This window comes from Mitsuaria sp. BK037 (assembly GCF_014193045.1).
Classification (GTDB): Bacteria; Pseudomonadota; Gammaproteobacteria; order Burkholderiales; family Burkholderiaceae_C; genus Roseateles.
Map to the genome: position 1 here is coordinate 50,068 of NZ_JACHYS010000005.1, position 19,807 is coordinate 69,874.

A 19,807-nucleotide genomic window follows, 5' to 3' on the forward strand; every position below is an offset into this window, starting at 1 on the left:
CCGCACTCCAGATCTGCTTGCGATGAAGAACGTCCTCCGCCTCACCACCCTCGCCCTGCTGATGCAGCTGGGCGGCCTCGCGATGGCGGCGCAGCCGCAATCGGGCCTCGACCTCAAGGGCTACGACAAGACCGTGCGTCCCCAGGACGACCTGTTCCGCGCCGCCAACGGCCACTGGCTGTCGACCACCGAGATCCCCGCGGACAAGGCCTCCTACGGCGCCTTCCACCTGCTGGCGGACCTCTCCGACAAGCGTGCCCGCGCCATCATCGAGGACCTGTCGAAGAAGAAGGCCCAGGGCGGCAGCGTCGAGCAGAAGATCGGCGACTACTACGCCGCCTACATGAACACCGCGGCGATCGACAAGGCTGGCCTGGCCCCGATCAAGCCGCTGTTGGACAGCATCGCCGCCATCCAGACGCGGACGCAGCTCGCGACCTGGCTGGGCGCGCAGACCGGTGTCCTCGACACCCCGGTGCCGCTGGGCATCGAGGCCGACTACCAGGACCCCACCATCAACCGCCTGCAGACCTGGCAGGGCGGCCTGGGCCTGCCCGACCGCGACTACTACCTCAAGAAGGACGACGAGCGCCTGGCCAAGGCCCGCGCCGCCTACGTCGACTACCTGCAGACGCTGGCCAAGGCCGCCGGCATCGCCGATCCGGCCGGCAGCGCGCAGCGGGTGCTGGCGCTCGAGGAGCGGCTGGCCGAGGTGCAGTGGGACAAGGTCTCGCTGCGCGATCCGCAGAAGACCTACAACCCGATGACGCCGGCCGAGCTGGCGCAGAAGGCGCCGGGCTTCGACTGGAACGCCTTCTTCACCGCGGCCTCCCTGCCGGGCCTGGACAAGCTGTCCGCCTCGCAGCCGAGCTACCTCACCGGCGCGGCCAAGCTCCTGGGCGAGGCGCCGCTGGAGGACCTCAAGCTCTACCTCAGCTTCCGCGCCATCGACGCCAATGCGCCGACGCTGCCCAAGGTCTACCGCGACGCCCACTTCCAGTTCCACGGCGCGGCACTGACCGGCGCGAAGAGCCCGCTGCCGCGCTGGCAGCAGGCGGTGGGCAACGTCAACGGCGCGCTCGGCGAGGCGGTCGGCGAGGTCTACGTCAAGCGCTACTTCCCGGCCGCCGACAAGGCCCGGATGCTGCAGCTGGTCAACAACCTGCTGGCCTCCTACAAGGAGTCCATCGACAAGCTCAGCTGGATGACGCCCGCCACCAAGGCGCAAGCCCAGGACAAGCTGTCCAAGTACATGGTCAAGATCGGCTACCCGGATGTCTGGCGCGACTACGGCGCGCTGGAGGTCAAGGCCGGCGACCCGGTGGGCAACAACCTGCGCGCGGCCACCTTCGAGTGGAAGCGCCAGGCCGCCAAGGCCAGCAAGCCGGTCGATCGCCGCGAGTGGCTGATGACGCCGCAGACGGTCAACGCCTACTACAACCCGACCCTCAACGAGATCGTCTTCCCCGCCGCCATCCTGCAGCCGCCCTTCTACAACACGAAGGCCGACGACGCGGTGAACTACGGCGCGATCGGCGCGGTCATCGGGCATGAGATCAGCCACGGCTTCGACGACCAGGGCAGCCAGTTCGATGGCGACGGCAAGCTGCGCAACTGGTGGACCGACGACGACCGCAAGGCCTTCGACGCCATCGGCGCCAAGCTGGTCGCGCAGTACGAGGGTTACGAGCCGATCCCGGGCAAGCACCTCAACGGCAAGCTGACGCTGGGCGAGAACATCGCCGACCTCTCGGGCCTGCAGATCGCCTACAAGGCCTACCTGCGCTCACTGGGCGGCAAGCCGGCGCCGGTGATCGACGGCTACACCGGCGAGCAGCGCTTCTTCATGGGCTGGTCGCAGGCCTGGCGAGAGAAGGCGCGCGAAGAGCGCAAGCTGCAGCTGCTGACCATCGACCCGCACTCGCCGCCGGAGTTCCGGGCCAACGGCGCCGCCGTCAACCACGACGGCTTCCACGAGGCCTTCAAGACCAAGCCGGGCGACAAGATGTTCAAGCCCAGCGAGGACCGCATCCGGATCTGGTAACCCGGACCTCCCGACAAAGCGGCCATCCCGGCCGCTTTTTTCATTTCAGAGCCCAGCCCCCCGCCCGCCACCGCCCCAGCGCAGTGAGCCGGTGATCGGGGACGGCAGGGCGCGGGGTTCCGGCGCTTGCCGCGGGAATCCTGCGCCCTGGCGGCCAACGCGCTGGTCGGCGCAGGTAGGCGGTCTCAGCGCCAGCTGACCTCAGTGCGTCAGCACATCCCGATCCAGCGCCCGACTGGCCCCGAGCAACGGCGCCTGATCCGCCTCCTGCACGACGTAGGTCGGGATCGCCCGCAAATAGGACGTCAGCCGGCCGCAGGACTCGAAGCGCGCCCTGAACGGGCTGCGGTCGAACCACTCGCCCAGTCGCGGCACGATGCCGCCGCCGATGTAGAGCCCGCCGCGCGCGCCCAGCGTGAGCGCGACATGCCCCGCGATGTCGCCCAGCAGCGCGCAGAACATGGTGACGACCTCGCTGCTGAAGGGCTCGCCCGCCAGCGCCGCCGCCGTGATCGCCGGCGCGGCGCGGCCTTCGCCGGGAGCGAGCTTGAGCCCGCGCAACTCGGCCAGCGCCATGTAGAGGTTTTCCAGGCCGGGCCCCGACACCGCCCGCTCCGCCGACACATGCCCGAAGCGCCGGTGCAGCAGGTCGAGCACGGCCCGCTCCTCGGGCTCGTAGGACGACAGCGTGGCGTGCCCGCCCTCCCCGCCGACCGCGACCTGCGTGTTGCCGTCGTCGGACCGCAGCAGCCCCGACACCCCCAGCCCGGTCCCGGGCCCGACCAGTCCCTTGGCCGCGCCGGCCACCGGCTCGCCGCCGCCGACCTTGCGCATCGACTGCGGGCCCAGCACCGGCAACGCCAGCGCCAGCGCGGTGAAGTCGTTGATCACCAGGACCCGCTCCGCGCCCAGCGCCGATTGCAGCGCCCGCGTGGAGAAGCTCCAGTGGTGGTTGGTCATGCGGACATGGTCGCCGGTGACCGCGGTGGCGATGCCGATCGCGCAGCTGCGCGGACGGGGCAGGCCCTCGCGATGCAGGTGATAGAAGATAGCGTCCGCGAGCGTGTCGAAGTCGCGGCACACGTAGCGCGCGACGTGTTGCAGCGGCTCCGCCGCACCGCCCTGGCTGGCGAAGCGCACATGCGTCGCGCCCACGTCCGCCAGCAACCGCATTGGCGCCGTTCCGCCCTGACTCATGCCTTCTGCTCCTTCACCGATGCCTCCGTTCCGCGACGCGGCAGGAGCCGTGCCCGCCCCGTGCGCGAAAGCCTCGGATGCTGCCACAGTCCGTCCCGGCCTCGGGCCGGACGGTGTCGCCGCGCCCGAGGTTCAGTCCCTGGCGCTCAACGCCCGGCCTTGAAGGCGGCGATCGCGTCGCGGTACCAGTGGGCGCTGTCCTTGGCCAGGCGCTGCTGGGTCGCGTAGTCGACGTGGAACAGGCCGAAGCGCTTCTGGTATCCCGAGTTCCATTCGAAGTTGTCGAGCAGGCTCCAGTAGAAGTAGCCCCGCACGTCCGCGCCCAGCGCCACCGCCTGGGCCAGCGCCTCGAGGTGGCCGCGCAGGTAGGCGATGCGCGCTGCGTCGGGCACGCGACCGTCGACGATGCTGTCGGCGTTGGCCATGCCGTTCTCGGTGATGACCAGCGGCGGCGGCGTGTACTCGCGGGTGATGCGCAGCAGGTGCTGGGTCAGCGCCTGCGGATAGATCTCCCAGCCCATGTCGGTGAAGCCCAGTTCCCCGGGCGGCGTCACGAACTGCTGGCGGCCGTTGAGCACGCTGCGGGTGTAGAAGTTGATGCCCAGGAAGTCCAGCGGCTGCTGGATCAGCGCCAGGTCGCCGTCCTGCACGCGCGGCGCGTCGGCGCCGAGGTACTCGACGATGTCGGCCGGGTACTGGCCGCGGAACACCGGGTCCATGTACCAGCGCACGTTGGTGCCGTCGTCGATGCGCGCGGCGCGGCGGTCCTCCTCGCTGAGCGGGTCGGCCGGGAAGGACGGCGTGTGGTTGAGCACGATGCCCAGCTGCGCCTTCGAGCCGACCGCGCGCATGGCCTGCATCGCCGCGCCATGCATCATCAGCAGGTGGTGCGAGACCTGGTAGGCCTCGGCGCGGCTGGTGTGGCCGGGCGCGAACTGCGCGGTCTCGTAGCCCAGCGTCGCCGAGCACCACGGCTCGTTCAGCGTGGCGATCGTCGCCAGCCGGTCGCCGAAGCGGCGCGCGATCTCGGCGGCGTAGTCGGCGAACAGCGGCACCACCTCGCGCGACAGCAGCCCGCCGATCGAGTCGTCCAGCGCCTGCGGCAGGTCCCAGTGGTACAGGGTCGCGTTGGGCTTGATGCCGGCCTGGAGCAGTTCGTCGATCAGGCGGTCGTAGAAGTCGAAGCCGGCCTCGTTCCAGGCGCCGCGGCCCAGCGGCTGCACCCGCGGCCAGGAGAACGAGAAGCGGTAGGCGTCCAGCCCCAGCCATCGCATCAGCTTCACGTCCTCCGGATAGCGGCGGTAATGGTCGCAGGCGACGTCGATGTTGGAGCTGTCCTTGATGCGGCCCGGCTGGGCGCAGAAGCGGTCCCAGATGGACTCGCCCTTGCCGTCCTCGCGGCCGGCGCCCTCGATCTGCGCGGCGCTGGTCGCGGAGCCCCACTGGAAGTCCGCGGGCAGCGACTGGATCAGCGCGTGGAAGGTGGCGGTGTCGGCGGCGGGGGTGGCGTCGTTCGCGTTCATGGTGTTCAGCGTCGTGGTCGTGTGAATCGTGGAAGGAGGGTCGCCGCGAGGGTCCCTGGACGGCGGGAGCGCCGGGGGCGTCGCGGGTCCGGTGGGTGTCGGGGCGGTGGTCATGGCGAGGGGGTCACTGGCGGCGAGGCCGGTCAGCCGCGCACGGCGCCGGAGGTCAGCCCGGCGACCAGCCGCCGGGCGCTGAAGAGGTAGGCCACCAGCAGCGGCAGCATCGCGATGGCGCTGCCCATCATGAGCGCACCCCATTCGGTGTTGTTGGGGGCCTGCATCGAGCGCAGCGCCAGCGGCAGCGTGTAGTGCTCGGCCGAGCGCATCACGACCAGCGGCGCGACGAAGTTGTTCCAGCTCGCGATGAAGGTGATCAGGCCCAGCGTGCCCAGCGCGGGCTTGAGCAGCGGCAGCACGATGGACCAGAAGATGCGGAACTCGCCGCAGCCGTCGATGCGCGCGGCGTCGATCAGGTCCGGCGGGATGGCCGAGCCGATGTACTGCCGCATCAGGAAGATGCCCAGCGCGCTGGCGGCCGCCGGCACGTAGAGCGCGCGCGGCTCATCGATCCAGCCCAGCGCGTCCATGACCATGAAGCTCGGGATCATGTGCAGGAAGGCCGGCAGCATCATCGAGCCCAGCACGATCGCGAAGAGCGCGCGCTTGAAGCGGAACTCGTAGATCGCGAAGGCGTAGCCGGCCAGCGAGCACAGCAGCAGGTTCAGCGCCGTCGTCATCGACGCGACGTACAGGCTCATGCCGAGGTTGCGCCAGAACGGCAGGCGCTCCTGCAGCAGCCGCAGGTTGGACCCTGCCGCATCGCCGAACCACAGCGGTGGCGGCGTGTCGAAGATGGCCGCGCGGTCCTGCGTCGCGAAGACGAAGGTGAAGTACAGCGGCGAGACCAGCACCAGCGCGCCCGCGATCACCAGGCCCCAGGCGAGCCAGGGCCGGCCCGCGGGGCGGCGCGGGCCGTCGCGCGTCGGCGCGGGCCGCATCGGCAGGCCGTCAGCGCGCGCCATGGCGGCCTCCCGGATCGCGGCCGAACAGCTTCGCGTTGAGCCAGGTCAGCGCGGCGATCAGCACGAACATCAGCCAGGACATCGCCGAGGCGGTGCCGAAGTCGCCGTCGGAGAAGGCGGTGCGGTACATGAAGATCGCCGTCGTCATCACCGACGAGGCCACGCCCTTCTCGCCGTCCACCAGGATGAAGGGCTCCTCGAACAGCTGCAGGTTGCCGATGATCGTCAGCGTCACCGCGAAGAACATCATCGGCTTGAGCAGCGGTAGCGTGACATGGCGGAACTGCTGCCACTCGCTCGCGCCATCCAGCGTCGCGGCCTCGTAGAGGTCCTTGTCGATGACCTGCAGCGCCGACAGGTAGAGCACCAGGTTCCAGCCCAGGTAGCGCCAGAACACGACGAAGGCGACGGCCGGGCGGGTGACGTCGGCGTCGCCGAGCCAGTCGATGCCGCCCTCCCGCAGCGCGGTCAAGGAGGCCAGCGGGCTGCCGATGAACGGGATGCGCGTCAGCTCCGCCAGCGCCGCGTTGATCAGGCCGTAGTCCTTCGAGTAGAGCGTCGTGAAGATCAGCGCGATCGCGACGCTGGAGGTGATGTACGGGACGAAATAGGCGCCGACGACCAGGTCGCGGCCGCGCTTGAAGCGGCGGTGGATGAAGAAGGCCAGCGGCACCGCCACCAGGTGCTGCGGCAGCCCCGACACCAGCGCGAACCAGGCGGTGTTGTAGAGCGCATCCCAGAACCACGGGTCGGTGAGCGCATAGCCGTAGTTCTCGAGTCCGACCCAGTGCATCGTGTGCAGGCCCTCGGCGGGGTTCCACTGCTGCAGCGACAGGTAGATCGAGAACAGCAGCGGGAACAGGCCGAACACCAGGAACAGCGCGAAGAACGGCGCGATGAACAGGTAGGGCGCGATCCGGCGCGAGCGCAGCGCCGGCAGGCGGCGCGGGCGGGAATCGCGTGGTGGCGCGGACATGGGTGCGGCTCCTCAGCGACGGCGCGCGCGGCGCTCGATCAGGCGGCGCGCGTCGGCCAGCGCCTCGGGAATGGCCTTGCCGCGGGCGATGACGCGTTCGAACTCGTCGCGGATCACCGTCGTCGCGAGCGCGTCGAAGCGGTTGACCGGGATCGCGGGAATGCGCACCGCGGTCTCGCGCCACAGCTGGCGCGCACGCTGCCCGCCGAGGAACGCGATCGGCTCGTCCATCACCGGGTCGTCCAGCACCGCCCGCATCGCCGGGAAGCTGTCGAGCGCCTTCAGGCTCTCGCGCTGCACCTCGGCATCGGCCGTCATCAGCCGGATGAAGTCCCAGGCGGCGGCCTTGTTGGCCGCCTTCTTCGGGATCGCATAGAAAGAGCCGCCGTAGGCCGCGCGCACGCCGCCGGGCAGCGGCGCCGAGCGCCACAGGCCCGAGGTCGCGGGCGCGATCCAGTTGCGCAGCTGGCCGACGAGCCAGGCGCCGATCATCTGGGTGGCGATGCGCCCCTGCTTGAAGCCCGCCGCCCAGTCGTTGGTCCAGGCGATCGCGCGGGCATCGAGGCCGGCGCGGCGCGCGGCGCGGCCGAGCTCGAAGGCCTGGCGGAAGCGCGCCGACTCGACCAGCACGCGGCCGTCGGCGTCGAAGTACAGGCCCTCGCCATCGCGCAGGCCCTGGCGCAGCGCGATGTCGCGCAGGTCGGCGGCGTCGGCCATCAGGTAGGCGCCGGTGGCCTTGCGCAGGCGCTCGCCGGCGGACAGGTAGGCGGACCAGTCGCGGGTGATCTCGGCCTCGCTGACGCCGGCGCGGTCGAGCAGGTCCTTGCGGTAGATCAGCGTGCCGGGGCCGATGTCGGCCGGAATCGCCACCTGCGTGCCGCCGGGTCCGGCGCCCTGCGCCATCGCGAAGCGGACGTAGTCATCCGCATGCGACGCGGCCAGGTACGGCGCCTGGTTGAGATCGACGAAACCACCCGAGCCGGCGAACTTGCCGATGTAGCGCAGGTCGATCGCCATCACGTCGGGCAGGCCGGAGCCGGTCGCCAGCGCCGTCGTCATCGACAGGTGGTGGTCGGCGTACTGCATCGACAGCAGCTTGAGCTCGACCTCCGGATGGCGCGCGCGCCAACGCGGCGCCGCGGCGATCGCGGCTCGGTCGAGGTCGGGAAAGGTGGCGACGCGCAGCACCGAGGCCGGTGCGCGCGTCGCGGGGCTCTGCGCCGCCGCCGGCATGGCGGCGGACAGCCCGGCGGCCAGCAGCGCGCCGGCCGCCGAGCGCCGGGTCAGCGCGCCCGCCGGTCCCTCGGCCCTCGCGCGATCGTCGGTGGCATCGGGGGTGACCATCGACGGGACCTGCGCGGGAGACTCGGTGCGGCGGACGGCGCGGCGGACGGAAACAACTGGGCCCGAGGGCTCAGAAGTTGTAGCCCGCGTTCAGGCCGAAGGTGCGCGGCGCGGCGTACTGCGCGGTCCAGATCGGATTGGCGAAGCTGCCCGAGCTGCCGGCGCTGGTCTTGATCTTCTCGTCCGAGACGTTGCGCACGAAGGCGTCGACGTACCAGTTCTTCTTCGACGAGTAGCGCACCGCGATGTCGGCAGTCGAGTAGGCCTTCTGCCGATCGCCGTCGCCGAGGTTGAAGACCGACAGCCAGTTCGCCGATTGGTAGTGGTAGCTGATGCGCGGCGCGACCTGGTCGCCGTTGGCGAGCGGGAACACATGCTCGTACATCAGTTGGATCGCGACCTTGGGCGCGTGCGGCAGCTCGTTGCCAGTGACGTTCAGGCAGTTGCCGCCCAGCGTCGCATCGAAGCAAGTGGGCAGCTGGTAGTCGTTGGACGCCGCCACCAGCTGGCCCAGCTTGGTCTTGGTGTACGAGGCCGACAGCTGCAGCTTGTCGTCGTTGGTGATCATCCAGGCGGTCTCGATCTCCAGGCCGGAGACCTTGGCGCCCTCGGCGTTGGAGTAGGCGAACTGGCGGTTGCCGTTGACGATCACCGGCGCGCTGAACTGGAAGTCCTTGAACTTCATGTGGTACGCGCTGATGTTGAAGGTCATGCGACCGTCCAGCAGCGAGGTCTTGTAGCCGACCTCGTAGTTGGTCAGCGTCTCCGGCCCGTAGGGCAGGCCGCCGTCGCCGGTGCCGCCGGACTTGTAGCCGGTCGACACGCTGGCGTAGGCCATCGCGTCCTTGCTCAGGTCGTAGGTCGCGCGCGCCAGCCAGGTGGTCTTGCTGCCCTTGTAGTGGGCATCGTTGATGTTGCCGGCGCTGTAGCCGTTGGCCGGATCGGTCGGGTCGATCGTCGGGTTCAGCGGGATCTGCGGCGCGGCGGCATTGCCGGCCCAGAACCAGCCGCGACCGCCGATGTTCTTGCGGTCGTCATGGGTGTAGCGCAGGCCGCCGGTGAGGTGCAGCGCATCGGTCAGGTTCCAGGTCGCCTGGCCGAAGGCGGCCTTGGAATCGACGGTCTCCTTGGGCTGGATGAACGAGCCCTGCCAGCTGACGGTGCCCTGCTGGGTGCCGTTCATGATCGGGATGTCGAAGCGGATGCCGTTGTCCTCGGCCGCGTAGTACAGGCCCAGCACCCAGTCGATGGTCTGCTTCTGCGTGCTCTGCAGCGTCACTTCATGGCTCTGGCTGCGGTAGCGCGTCCAGACGGTGTTGTCTTCCTGGTGCGTCGCGCCGGTGGTGAAGCTGGTCGGCATGTTCACGCCGAAGTCCTGGTCGTAGGTGCCCGAGCCCTTGAAGCTCGTGTAGCCCGCGACGTAGGCCAGCGCCATGCCGCCCATGTCGTATTCCATGCGGCTGCGGATCGAGGTGGAGTCCCGCTTGAGCGAGGGCGCGGTGTCGATCAGCGCGGACCACAGCTTCTCGCCGGCGCGCGGCGTCTGCATCAGGCTCATCGCCGGCGTGCCGCGGTCGGCGAACTGCTCCAGCGACAGGTCCCAGCGGAAGGTCTTGACCGGCTGCCAGAGGAAGCTCAGGCGCGCGGCGGTCTGGTCCTGGGCGTTGTACTTCGGGCCGCCGGTGACGAACAGGTTGTAGTTGATCGGCTGGAAGGCCGGGAAGTTGCCGGCCGTGTTGCCCGCGTTGTAGGCCGCCTGCTGCTGCGCCAGCGTGTACTGGGTGGGCTTCTGGTAGTCGACGTAGCCGTCGTGCTGCTCGTGGATGAAGGCCACGCGCGCCGCGAGCGTGTCGCTCAGCGGGATGTTGACGGCACCCTTGGCGCCCAGGCGGTTGTAGCTGCCCGTGCCGACCTCCAGGTAGCCGGAGCTGTCCTTCAGCACCGGCTTGGCCGTCTTCATGTTGATGGTGCCGACGGTGGAGTTGCGGCCCCACAGCGTGCCCTGCGGACCGCGCAGGACCTCGATGCCGTCGAGGTCGAACAGCATCGTGGCGGCGCCTTCGGGGCGCGGCGCGAAGACGCCGTCGACGAACAGCGCCACTTCGGGGTCGGCGTACTCGGTCTTGGCCGAGTCGTTGCCGATGCCGCGCAGCGTGATGCTGACGATGCCGTGGTCACCCTGCCCGGTGCCCTGCATGCTGGGCACGAGGTTGAACACGTCGAGCATGCTCTTGACGTGGTTGTCCTCGATCGTCGAGGCGCTGATCGCTGTCACTGCAATCGGGGTCTTCTGCAGCGAGGTCGAGCGCTTGGTCGCGGTCACCACGACCTGCGGCAGCGCCTTGCTGTCCTTGCCGTCGGCGGAAGCGGTCGCGGCGGTGGAAGCGGTGGAAGAGGTCTCGGCCTGCGGCGCGGGCGCCTCGGCGGACTGGGCGTGCGCGGCGCTGGCGAGCAGGGCCAGCACGGCGATCTGAATGGGCGAAGCCAGGCCAAGGCGCGGCCGGCGGATGAGGCGGTCGGTCATGTTGTTGTCTCCTGTGGACTCTCGAGGTGAAGCTCTGATCCGGGGTTGTTCTTGTAGTTTCGATACATCGTAGGAGCGTCATGACAACGTTGTCAACGGGTCGGTTGACATCGTTGTCATCTTGGGCCCTATCATTTACCCGTAGTCCGCCTACGAAGACCCGCGACGCCCAGGACCCCCATGGATACGGGGTTGTCGTCCACACACCACAACGACCGGAGACCTTCATGACCCCGATCCAGGACATCCTCATCGTCGGCGGCGGCACGGCCGGCTGGCTGACCGCCGCCTTCCTCGCGCGGCAGCTGGGCACCGCGCAGGGCGGGGTGCGCATCACGCTGGTCGAGTCCAGCGACATCGGCATCATCGGTGTCGGCGAGGGGACCTTCCCCTCGATTCGCGGGACGCTGTCGGCGATCGGCATCGGCGAGGCGGAGTTCCTCGACGCCTGCTCCGCCACCTACAAGCAGGGCATCCGCTTCGACCACTGGGTGCGGCCGCCCGGCACGCCCGGCGCCGATCACTACTTCCATCCGTTCAGCCAGCCCAGCCAGCGTCCCGGCGCGCCGGAGCTGCTGCCGTACTGGCTCGCCGGCGAGGCCGGTCCGACGCGTGCGTTCGCCGAGGCGGTCACGCTGCAGAAGGCCGTCGCCGACGCGCGGCATGGGCCGAAGCGGGCCGGCGATGGCGACTACCTCGGCCCGCTGAACCATGCGTATCACTTCGACGCGGGCCGCTTCGCGACCTTGCTCGCCACGCACGGCCAGGCCCTGGGCGTGCGACGCGTGATCGCGACGGTGGATCGCGTCGACCTCGATGAACAGGGGGCGATCGCCGCGGTGCACACCCGCGAGGCCGGCACGCTGACAGCCGGGCTCTACATCGATTGCAGCGGCTTCCGCGCCCGGCTCATCGGCGAGGCGCTGGGCTCGCCGTTCCGCTCGATGCGCGACGTGCTCTTCGTCGACCGTGCGCTGGCGATGCAGGTACCGTATGCGCGGCCCGAGGCGCCGATCGCCTCGTACACGATCGCGAGCGCGCAGGAGAGCGGCTGGATCTGGGACATCGGCCTGCAGGAGCGCCGCGGCATCGGGCATGTCTACAGCAGCCGCCATTGCGACGATGCCGATGCCGAGCGGGTGCTGCGCCGCTACATCGGCCCGGCGTCCGATGGATTGACGCCGCGGCGGCTCACGCTGGACATCGGTTATCGCGAGACGCACTGGGTGAAGAACTGCGTGGCGGTGGGCCTGGCGGGCGGGTTCCTGGAGCCGCTGGAATCGTCCGGCATCGGGCTGATCGAGACCGCCGCCTACCTGATCGGCCAGCTGTTCCCGTTCAACGGCGACACCGCACCGGTCGCGCGCCACTTCAACGCGTTCATGAAGGCGCGGTATGAGCGCATCGTCGACTTCATCAAGCTGCATTACGGCCTGACGCAGCGCACCGATACCGCGTTCTGGCGCGACAACGCGGATCCGGCGTCGTTCACTGATTCGCTGAAGGAGAAGCTGGCGATGTGGCGCTGCCGGCCGCCGCAGCGGCTGGACTTCATCACCGACGTCGAGATGTACCTGCCTGCGAGCTGGCAGTACGTGCTCTACGGCATGGAATTCAAGACCGAGCCCGGCGCCTGGATGGCGCCGCTCCATCGCGGCGAGGAAGCGCGGAGGGAATTCGCGGCGATCGCGCAGCTGGGGGCGCATGCGCTCCGGGACCTGCCGCCGCATCGGACCTTGATCGAGCAGATCCTCGCGCGCGCCGATCGGCGAGCCGCCTGATCGGGCGGCGGGTCCTCCGGGCGCTCAGCCGGACTTCTTCGCGCGCGGCGCCGCCTTGGCGCCCAGCACGGCGGTGGAGTCGCGCACGACCAACTCGTGCGGCAGCACGTGGTGCTTGAGCTTGGCGGGCGCCGCGGCATCCGCATCGCGCGGCGCGCCGATCAGCAGGTCGACCGCGGCGCGCGCCATGTCGTCCATCGGCTGGCGCACCGTGGTCAGCGGCGGCCAGACGCGCGCCGCCGCCGGCGTGTCGTCAAAGCCCGCGATCGAGAGGTCGCCCGGCACCGACAGGCCCAGCCGCTGCGCCGCGGCCAGCACGCCCAGCGCCATGTCGTCGTTGCTCGCGAAGACGGCCGTCGGGCGCTGGCGCCGGCTCAGCAGCTGGTAGGCGGCTTCGACGCCCGCGTCGAAAGTGAAGTCGCCCTGCACCACCAGGTCCTTGTCCAGCGCGATCCGGTGCGCCTTCAGCGCCGCCAGGTAGCCCTGGTAGCGGCGCTTGGACGCGACCTGGTCCTTCGCACCCTTGATGATCGCGATCCGCGTGTGGCCGAGGCTGATCAGCAGGTTGGTGATCTCCTCGGCCGCATGCACGTCGTCCATGCGGACGCTGGGATGGTCGGGCTCGTCGGCCGCGGGCGAGATCAGCACGCATGGCGTATGGCTCTCGCGCAGCGCGGACAGCACCTGCGGGTTGTCGCACAGCGGCGGGGTCAGGATCATCCCGTCCGGCCGCAGCGCCGACACCATGCGGTCGACCTGCATCGCCAGGTCGGGGGCATCGTTGTGGAGGGACTCGACCACGAGGTGGTAGCCAGCCTCGCGGCAGCGCAGCGTCGCGCCCTGCTGAACACCGCCGACGAAGGCCGCCGACGGGTCGTAGTACAGCAGGCCGATCAGGAAGGAGCGCCCGCCCGCCAGGCTGCGGGCGGATTGCTTGGGACGGTACTTGAGGTCGGCCACGACCTTGAGCACCGCCTCGCGGGTTTCGGAGTGGACACCCGGCTCCTGGTTCAGCACCCGGGAAACCGTCTTGATGGAAACGCCAGCTTCGCGAGCGACGTCGATGATGGTGGCGGGTTTCGGTGGCGGCATGGCGGTGGGGAAAACTCGCCTGACTGTGCCATATCGGAGCGGACGCGGCGGGAAGGGTCAGCCCGCGATCCTTGGGGGCCCGCATTCGGGCACGAGCAGCGCTCATCGCGGAGAGGACTCGGTCACGCTTCGCGCGACCCCGGTTTGGACCAACGGTCCAAACCATTCGAGTCCCCCCGTGATGTCCACCGGACATCACTTCCTGGGCGGAAGAATGAGAAAAGCCGGCTCGAGGCCGGCTTTTCAGATTTGGTGCCCAGGAGAGGACTCGAACCTCCACGGAGTTACCCGCTAGTACCTGAAACTAGTGCGTCTACCAATTCCGCCACCTGGGCTTTCAGGATTTGTCTTCGCGTCAACTGCGTTGCAGCGAAGAATTGGACTGTAGCACGGTTTCGGAATCTGACAAGCAGTTCATCCGCCCCAATCCACTTTTCCCATTCGACCGTGCGGATCCCACAACATCTGTACGCGCCGCGCCCAATCCAGCACGCCGGGTTCCACCCGCATCCAATGCGCCCGGTACGCCGCCTGCAGCTGCGGCCCCACCCCGTGCTCCGCGCTGATCGAGCCCCCCAGCTCCGCCACCAGCGCATACAGCCCATCGCGCAGGGCCAGTTCCTGTTCAGCGGTCCACTCGCCAGCGTCCACCGGCCACACCATGTTGAAGTGCATGCCGCCGTCGCCCAGGTGGCCGAAGTCCGCCAGGCGCAGCTGCGGGAAGCGCTGCGCCAGCCACTCCGCCCCGCGCGCGCGAAAGCGCATGAAGTGCCGTCGCGGCAGCGAGAGATCCAGGCCGATCACCTTGCCCTGCGTGCGCAGCCCTTCGCTGATGCGATGACGCAGGCCCCAGATCGCCTCGTCGGCGTCGAGCACGGCATCGCGCACCCGCCCGGTCTCGAACTCCTGCTCGAGCCAGCCCTGCAGCAACCCGCCCAGCGCGAGTTGCTCGGCCGGCAATTCGCTGCTGAGCTCGATCAGCATCGCGTAGTCCGGCAACTGCCCGTCGAACCAGCGTGCCACGTCCTGGCCGTGCAGGCCGGCCTCGAGCGCCGCGCGGCTGATGCCTTCGAAGGCCGATACCAGCCCGCCCCAGCGCTGCATGACCTCGGCGTACAGCGGGAACACCTCGTCGAGCGATGACGGGGCCACCAGCGCCACCGCACGCTGACGCGGCAGCGGCGACAGCTTGATCGTGACCTCGCTCACCAGCCCCAGGCTGCCCGAGGACCCGATGAACAGCTGCCCCATCGCGAGCGCCGAGTTGTCCTTCTGCAGGCCCTGTCCGAAGCGCACGACCTGCCCCGCCGGCTCCGCCAGCACCACCTCCAGCGCGAGCGTGTTCGCGCGCACGTCGCCGTAGCGCAGCATGCGCGTGCCGCCGGTGTTGTGCGCGACCATGCCGCCGATCGAGGGATCGGCGCTGAGGTCCACCGGGAACCACAACCCGTGCGGCTCCAGGCGCTCGTTGATCTCCGACAGCCGATACCCCGACGACACCCGCAGCGTGCGGTCCAGCAGGTCGAGCTCGAAGACCTCGCGCAGCCGCTCGGTGCTGAGCAGCACCTCGCCCTGCGCGTCATCCGGCGTGCCCGCGCGGACCAGGCCGGTATGCGCGCCCTGCACCACCACCCGCAGCCCGCAGGCCGCCGCCAGCGCGAGCACGCGCGCCGCCTCGTCCCGGTGGCCCGGGCGCACCAGCGCCGCCGCCTGCCCCGCCGCATAACGCGCCGGCTGCAGGTAGCGCGGCTCGATCGCCGCGCCGTCCTGCACGAAGGCCTCGCCGCAAACGGCGCGGGCTTCCGCGAGGAAGCCCGTCAGTTGGCCGCAGGCACCGGCGGCTTGCGGCAAGTCCGACGTTCCGCTCAGCACGAAGCCGCCTCGCCCGCGGTGTCCGCGTCGGTTGCCGCGCTGGCCGTCATCTTGAAGATGCCGGTCGCGTTGCCCGCGTCGAAGGCCAGGTCCAGCGCACCGGACTCGTCCAGCGGCGCGCGCTGGATGAATTCATGGAAGCTGCCTGGCACCTCCAGCATCACGCGCTGGCCGCGGTCGAGGAACTCGCGCATCACCCGCGCCGCCTTGAACGCGGTCTGGCGCACGCGCCCGGTCGCGGAGGTCTCGATCGTGTCCTTCACCGGTCGCTCCAGCGCGCGCTGCGCCGCGACGACGGCGTCGATGTCGGTCACGCGATCGGTCGCATGGTTGAACACGTTGCCCTCGGTCGCGATCCAGGCCATCTCGGCGGACTCGGCCAGCAGCACCTGATAGTCGTCCGCCTCGAACAGCCCATGCTGGCGCGCGAAGCAGCCCACCAGCCGGGGCAGCAGCGCGCTCGCCGCCGCCATCGGCAGGTCGCCGTCACGCGCCAGTTGCTCCAGCACTGCCAGGTCATCGGGGGTCAAGGGATCCCGCGAGGTCGACAGCACGCGCGTCACCGCGCCCTGGAAGCTGCCGGAGAAGCGCTCCGGATGCAGCTCCGAGACGAAGAATTGCGCGATGTCCTCGGGGAAGTCGGCATGGCGCCAGGCGCGGCCGGTCATCTTCAGCCGCGGCAGCGGATAGGTCGCCGCCATCGTGAAGCCCAGCGGACGCAGCACGCGGGTGATGGCGGCCTCGCCGGGCGGCAGCGCGCCGCTCGGCCACGCCACCGTGCGCAGCGCGCCGTGGTCGAACACCAGTTGCTGGCCTTCGCGCTGCAGGTCGGCGACATAGGCCGCCGCCATCGGCACGCGCTGCGTGACGTCGAGGAACAGCGCCATGTTCAGCGCCTGCGCCAGCTCCGCGCGGGAGACGCGCTCCCCTGCAGGCTTCAACAGACCGGGCACGACATGCAGCCGCTCGAAGGCGGCCTGCGCCGCGTTCAGGCCCAGCGCACCGCGCAGCAGCGCAAAGACGCCGCTGCCGGCGGCCTCGGCCACGCGCAGGCTCAGCGCGCTCTGCACCTTCAGTTCGCTCGCGCGCTCAGACATCGAACTTCACGCCCTGCGCCAGCGGCAGCTCGCGCGAGTAGTTGACGGTATTGGTGGTGCGGCGCATGTAGGCCTTCCACGCGTCCGAGCCGGACTCGCGCCCGCCGCCGGTCTCCTTCTCGCCGCCGAAGGCGCCGCCGATCTCCGCGCCCGAGGTGCCGATGTTCACGTTGGCAATGCCGCAATCGGAGCCGCTGGCGCTGACGAAGGTCTCGGCCTCGCGGATGTCGTTCGTGAAGATCGCCGAGGACAGGCCCTGCGGCACGTCGTTCTGCAGCGCGATCGCTTCGTCCAGCGTCTTGTACTTCAGCGTGTACAGGATGGGCGCGAAGGTCTCGTGCTTGACGATGTCCGTCTGCGCCGGCATGCGGACCAGCGCCGGCACCGCGTAGAACGCCTCCGGGTACTGCGACGCCAGCGCGCGCTCGCCGCCGCTGACTTCGCCGCCCTGCTCGCGCGCGGCCTTCAGCGCGGACTGCATCGCGTCGAAGGCGCCCTGGTCGATCAGCGGGCCGATCAGGTTGCCGGGCTCGACCGGGCTGCCGATCTTGAGCTGCGCGCGGGCGCGGTCCAGTCGGGCGACGAGCTCGTCATGGATGGACTCGTGCGCGATGACGCGGCGCGTCGTCGTGCAGCGCTGGCCGGCCGTGCCGTAGGCGCCGAACAGGATGCCGCGCACGGCCAGGTCCAGGTCGGCGCTCGGGGTCACGATGATCGCGTTGTTGCCGCCCAGCTCGAGCAGGCAGCGGCCGAAGCGCGCCGCGACGCGCGGACCGACCGCGCGGCCCATGCGGGTCGAGCCGGTGGCCGAGACCAGCGCGACGCGCGTGTCGTCGACCAGCGCCTCGCCGACCGCCGCGCCGCCGATGAGGACCTGCGACAGATGCGCCGGCGCGCCCTGGTAGCGGGCGACGGCCTGCTCGAACAGGGCCTGCGTCGCGAGCGCCGTCAGCGGGGTCTTCTCGCTGGGCTTCCACACGCAGGTGTCGCCGCAGACCAGCGCGAGCGCCGAGTTCCACGCCCACACCGCGACCGGGAAGTTGAAGGCCGAGATGATGCCCACCACGCCCAGCGGCAGGTACTGCTCCATCATGCGGTGGCCGGGGCGCTCGCTGGCGATGGTCAGGCCATGCAGCTGGCGCGACAGGCCGACGGCGAAGTCGCAGATGTCGATCATCTCCTGCACTTCGCCTTCGCCCTCGCTGGTCACCTTGCCGGCTTCCAGCGACACCAGGCGGGCCAGCGCGGCCTTGTTGGCGCGCAGTTCCTCGCCGAACAGGCGGACCAGCTCGCCGCGCTTGGGCGCCGGCACGGTGCGCCAGGCCAGGAAAGCTTGCTGCGCCCGGGCGATCGCGGCGGTCATGTCGGCGGGCTTGGCCTCGTGGACCGCGCCGATCACCGCGCCGTCGATCGGGCTGCGGACGGTCATGGAGCCGCCGGTGAAGGCGGCGCTCGGCACGCCCAGGGCGGCCAGCAGGTCGGTGGTGGTAGTCATCGCGGGATTCTCCTTCAGCCGATCGATTCGACCTGGCGCGACTGCTGATAGGCCTTGCCGAAGCGGTTGGCGAGGAAGTCCGGCAGCGCGACCTCTTCCTGGCGGATGAATCCGGACTGCGGCAGCTTGCCTTCGCGGAACAGGTCGACCGCGGCGCAGATGCCGGCGGCGGTGGTGATCTGGATGGCCGACAGCGGCTGCTCGCCATCGCGCTCGGCAAAGATCTTGCGAGCGAAGACCTCCTGCATCAGCACGCCGTTCTTCATGCCCGAGACCGTCACGAACACCAGCACCACGTCCTGCATCGTGGCGGGCATGCTCTTGCGCATGATGTCCTTGAGCTTCTCCTGGTCGTTCTTCAGCGCCAGGTCGTCGAGCAGGAACATCATCAGGTCGCGGTGACCCGGATAGCGGACGGTCTTGTAGTCCAGGTTGCGGACCTTGTTCTCCCAGGTCTCGCACAGCGTGCCCAGGCCGCCGGAGGTGTTGAAGGCCTCGTACTCGACGCCGTCGAGCGAGAAGTGCTCCAGGCCCTCGAGCGGCAGCGCGGAGATCGCGGCGCCGTCGTGGATGGCCTCGCAGGGGTGGCAGTACTCGTTGATGAGGCCGTCGACCGACCAGGTCAGGTTGTACTTCAGCGCATTGGTCGGGAAGGCGGGCAGCGCGCCGACGCGCATCTTCACGTCCTGGAGCGAATCGAAGCGCTTGGCCAGGTGGTGCGCCACGATGCCGATGAAGCCGGGGGCGAGGCCGCATTGCGGCATGAAGGCGGTCCTGGCGCCTTGGGCGATGCGCTTGATCTCCTTGGTGGCGGCCACGTCCTCGGTCAGGTCGAAGTAGTGGCAGCCGGCTTCCAGCGCCATGTGCGCGGCGGTGATCGCCAGGTGGTACGGCAGCGCGTTGACGACGACGTCATGGCCGCGCAGCGCAGCGGCGAGCTGGCCCTTGTCCTCGGTGTCGACGGTCTTGGTCGCCAGGCCCTGGCCGGCCAGGTGCTTGAGCGCCGCGGCGTTCTTGTCCATCACGGTGACCTGGTAGTCGCCGCTGCCCTGCAGCAGTCGCGCGATCGTCTGGCCGATGTGTCCGGCGCCCAGCAATGCCACTTTCATGTCGTGCTCCTTGTGATCCTGGAAGAAGAGGTCCCGGCGCGCGCAGCACGCCGGAGAGATGCGATGGCCGCAGTGTCGGAACCTCTGCTGACGAAAGAAAGCACGACTTCGACGAAAAACGCCTCTATGCTGACGATTCGTCGGCGCGATCATTCATTCCGGCGAAAACAAGGGTTTATCCCGAGCACTCCATCACGATTCGCCGAGGCTCTCATGAACGCGAAGAAGAGCGCGCCGTCGCCCTCCCCCGCCACGCCGGCGACGCTGCGCGACCAGACCGACCGGGAGCTGATCGCGCTGCTGCAGGCCAATGCCCGCGAGAGCACCGCCGACCTCGCCCGCCAATTGGGCGTGGCACGCACCACGGTGGTGGCGCGGCTGGCGCGGCTGGAGGCGGAGGGCCTGATCGCCGGCTACACGGTGCGGCTGGGCGGCGAGGCGGTGGAGCGCGGCGTGCAGGCCTTCGTGGGCATCACGGTGCAGCCGCGCGCGGGGCGGGAAGTCGTGAAGCGGCTCTCCCGGCTGCCGGAGCTGCGCCAGCTGGCGTCCGTCAGCGGTGAATTCGACTACATGGCCACGCTGCGCGCCGACAGCACCGCGCGGCTGGATGCGCTGCTGGACGAGATCGGCGAGATCGAAGGCGTGATCAAGACGCACACCTCCGTCCTGCTGGCGCTGCGGGTGGACCGGAGCGCCTGAGGGCCGACGCGGCCGCGGGACGGGCCACGTGA

General features: G+C 69.7%; 14 protein-coding genes and 1 tRNA gene. 3 read left to right on the plus strand and 12 right to left on the minus strand.

Annotated features, from left to right (window positions below; genetic code table 11):
• The first annotated feature begins 22 nt into the window (after positions 1 to 22).
• Positions 23 to 2,044 carry a M13 family metallopeptidase gene (locus FHT37_RS24795; RefSeq protein ID WP_183485868.1) on the plus strand — a complete coding sequence of 674 codons (2,022 nt, stop codon included), beginning with the start codon at positions 23 to 25 and terminating at the stop codon, positions 2,042 to 2,044.
• A gap of 201 nt (positions 2,045 to 2,245) precedes the next feature.
• Here the strand turns inward: FHT37_RS24795 and glk are convergent, their stop codons facing one another.
• The 6 genes from glk to FHT37_RS24825 form a co-directional block, all read right to left on the minus strand.
• The gene (glk, locus tag FHT37_RS24800) at positions 2,246 to 3,241 is read right to left on the minus strand and encodes a glucokinase (RefSeq protein WP_183485871.1); all 996 of its coding nucleotides are present in this window, start codon (positions 3,239 to 3,241) and stop codon (positions 2,246 to 2,248) included.
• A gap of 146 nt (positions 3,242 to 3,387) precedes the next feature.
• Positions 3,388 to 4,764: a GH1 family beta-glucosidase gene (locus FHT37_RS24805; RefSeq protein WP_183485874.1), complete on the minus strand. Its 1,377-nt coding sequence runs from the start codon at positions 4,762 to 4,764 to the stop codon at positions 3,388 to 3,390.
• Between the two features lie 143 nt (positions 4,765 to 4,907).
• A complete protein-coding gene (locus FHT37_RS24810) occupies positions 4,908 to 5,786 on the minus strand; it encodes a carbohydrate ABC transporter permease (RefSeq protein ID WP_255489996.1) in 879 nt (292 codons plus the stop codon).
• Positions 5,773 to 6,762: a carbohydrate ABC transporter permease gene (locus FHT37_RS24815; RefSeq protein WP_183485877.1), complete on the minus strand. Its 990-nt coding sequence runs from the start codon at positions 6,760 to 6,762 to the stop codon at positions 5,773 to 5,775. Before FHT37_RS24815 ends, FHT37_RS24810 begins: the two co-directional genes overlap by 14 nt.
• A 12-nt stretch (positions 6,763 to 6,774) precedes the next feature.
• On the minus strand, positions 6,775 to 8,106 hold the full coding sequence (locus tag FHT37_RS24820) for an ABC transporter substrate-binding protein (RefSeq protein WP_221211226.1): 1,332 nt from the start codon (positions 8,104 to 8,106) through the stop codon (positions 6,775 to 6,777).
• Between the two features lie 70 nt (positions 8,107 to 8,176).
• Positions 8,177 to 10,630 (minus strand): TonB-dependent receptor, encoded by a 2,454-nt coding sequence (locus FHT37_RS24825; protein ID WP_183485880.1) that lies wholly within the window; start codon positions 10,628 to 10,630, stop codon positions 8,177 to 8,179.
• A gap of 227 nt (positions 10,631 to 10,857) precedes the next feature.
• Here FHT37_RS24825 and FHT37_RS24830 point away from each other — a divergent pair, with 227 nt between their 5' ends.
• Positions 10,858 to 12,411: a tryptophan halogenase family protein gene (locus FHT37_RS24830; RefSeq protein ID WP_183485882.1), complete on the plus strand. Its 1,554-nt coding sequence runs from the start codon at positions 10,858 to 10,860 to the stop codon at positions 12,409 to 12,411.
• Positions 12,412 to 12,435: 24 nt separating this feature from the next.
• Here the strand turns inward: FHT37_RS24830 and FHT37_RS24835 are convergent, their stop codons facing one another.
• The 6 genes from FHT37_RS24835 to FHT37_RS24860 form a co-directional block, all read right to left on the minus strand.
• The gene (locus FHT37_RS24835; protein WP_183485885.1) at positions 12,436 to 13,503 is read right to left on the minus strand and encodes a LacI family DNA-binding transcriptional regulator; all 1,068 of its coding nucleotides are present in this window, start codon (positions 13,501 to 13,503) and stop codon (positions 12,436 to 12,438) included.
• A 250-nt stretch (positions 13,504 to 13,753) separates the two neighbouring features.
• Positions 13,754 to 13,838, minus strand: a tRNA-Leu gene (locus FHT37_RS24840).
• A 79-nt stretch (positions 13,839 to 13,917) separates the two neighbouring features.
• Entirely contained in the window at positions 13,918 to 15,354 is a 1,437-nt protein-coding gene (locus tag FHT37_RS24845; RefSeq protein WP_183485887.1) for an FAD-binding oxidoreductase, read from the minus strand.
• A 14-nt stretch (positions 15,355 to 15,368) separates the two neighbouring features.
• Positions 15,369 to 16,337, minus strand: a complete 969-nt coding sequence (locus FHT37_RS24850; protein ID WP_409072723.1) for a 2-oxoadipate dioxygenase/decarboxylase family protein — start codon at positions 16,335 to 16,337, stop codon at positions 15,369 to 15,371.
• Positions 16,338 to 16,464: 127 nt separating this feature from the next.
• Positions 16,465 to 17,967, minus strand: a complete 1,503-nt coding sequence (locus tag FHT37_RS24855) for an aldehyde dehydrogenase family protein (RefSeq protein WP_147239858.1) — start codon at positions 17,965 to 17,967, stop codon at positions 16,465 to 16,467.
• A 14-nt stretch (positions 17,968 to 17,981) separates the two neighbouring features.
• Positions 17,982 to 19,076, minus strand: a complete 1,095-nt coding sequence (locus tag FHT37_RS24860; RefSeq protein ID WP_183485893.1) for a saccharopine dehydrogenase family protein — start codon at positions 19,074 to 19,076, stop codon at positions 17,982 to 17,984.
• 213 nt (positions 19,077 to 19,289) lie between these two features.
• On the opposite strand from FHT37_RS24860, the gene FHT37_RS24865 reads away from it, so the two are divergent.
• Positions 19,290 to 19,775, plus strand: coding sequence for an Lrp/AsnC family transcriptional regulator (locus tag FHT37_RS24865; protein WP_183485896.1), 486 nt, complete (start codon positions 19,290 to 19,292; stop codon positions 19,773 to 19,775).
• The last annotated feature ends 32 nt before the right edge of the window (positions 19,776 to 19,807 follow it).

Excerpts from the sequence above, each read along its gene's own strand:
- FHT37_RS24825 (WP_183485880.1), bottom strand. The coding sequence starts at position 10,630 with ATGACCGACCGCCTCATCCGCCGGCCGCGCCTTGGCCTGGCTTCGCCC.
- FHT37_RS24865 (WP_183485896.1), top strand. The coding sequence starts at position 19,290 with ATGAACGCGAAGAAGAGCGCGCCGTCGCCCTCCCCCGCCACGCCGGCG.
- FHT37_RS24830 (WP_183485882.1), top strand. The coding sequence starts at position 10,858 with ATGACCCCGATCCAGGACATCCTCATCGTCGGCGGCGGCACGGCCGGC.
- FHT37_RS24855 (WP_147239858.1), bottom strand. The coding sequence starts at position 17,967 with ATGACTACCACCACCGACCTGCTGGCCGCCCTGGGCGTGCCGAGCGCC.
- FHT37_RS24860 (WP_183485893.1), bottom strand. The coding sequence starts at position 19,076 with ATGAAAGTGGCATTGCTGGGCGCCGGACACATCGGCCAGACGATCGCG.
- FHT37_RS24820 (WP_221211226.1), bottom strand. The coding sequence starts at position 8,106 with ATGGTCACCCCCGATGCCACCGACGATCGCGCGAGGGCCGAGGGACCG.
- FHT37_RS24835 (WP_183485885.1), bottom strand. The coding sequence starts at position 13,503 with ATGCCGCCACCGAAACCCGCCACCATCATCGACGTCGCTCGCGAAGCT.
- FHT37_RS24805 (WP_183485874.1), bottom strand. The coding sequence starts at position 4,764 with ATGAACGCGAACGACGCCACCCCCGCCGCCGACACCGCCACCTTCCAC.
- FHT37_RS24815 (WP_183485877.1), bottom strand. The coding sequence starts at position 6,762 with ATGTCCGCGCCACCACGCGATTCCCGCCCGCGCCGCCTGCCGGCGCTG.
- FHT37_RS24810 (WP_255489996.1), bottom strand. The coding sequence starts at position 5,786 with ATGGCGCGCGCTGACGGCCTGCCGATGCGGCCCGCGCCGACGCGCGAC.
- FHT37_RS24795 (WP_183485868.1), top strand. The coding sequence starts at position 23 with ATGAAGAACGTCCTCCGCCTCACCACCCTCGCCCTGCTGATGCAGCTG.
- glk (WP_183485871.1), bottom strand. The coding sequence starts at position 3,241 with ATGAGTCAGGGCGGAACGGCGCCAATGCGGTTGCTGGCGGACGTGGGC.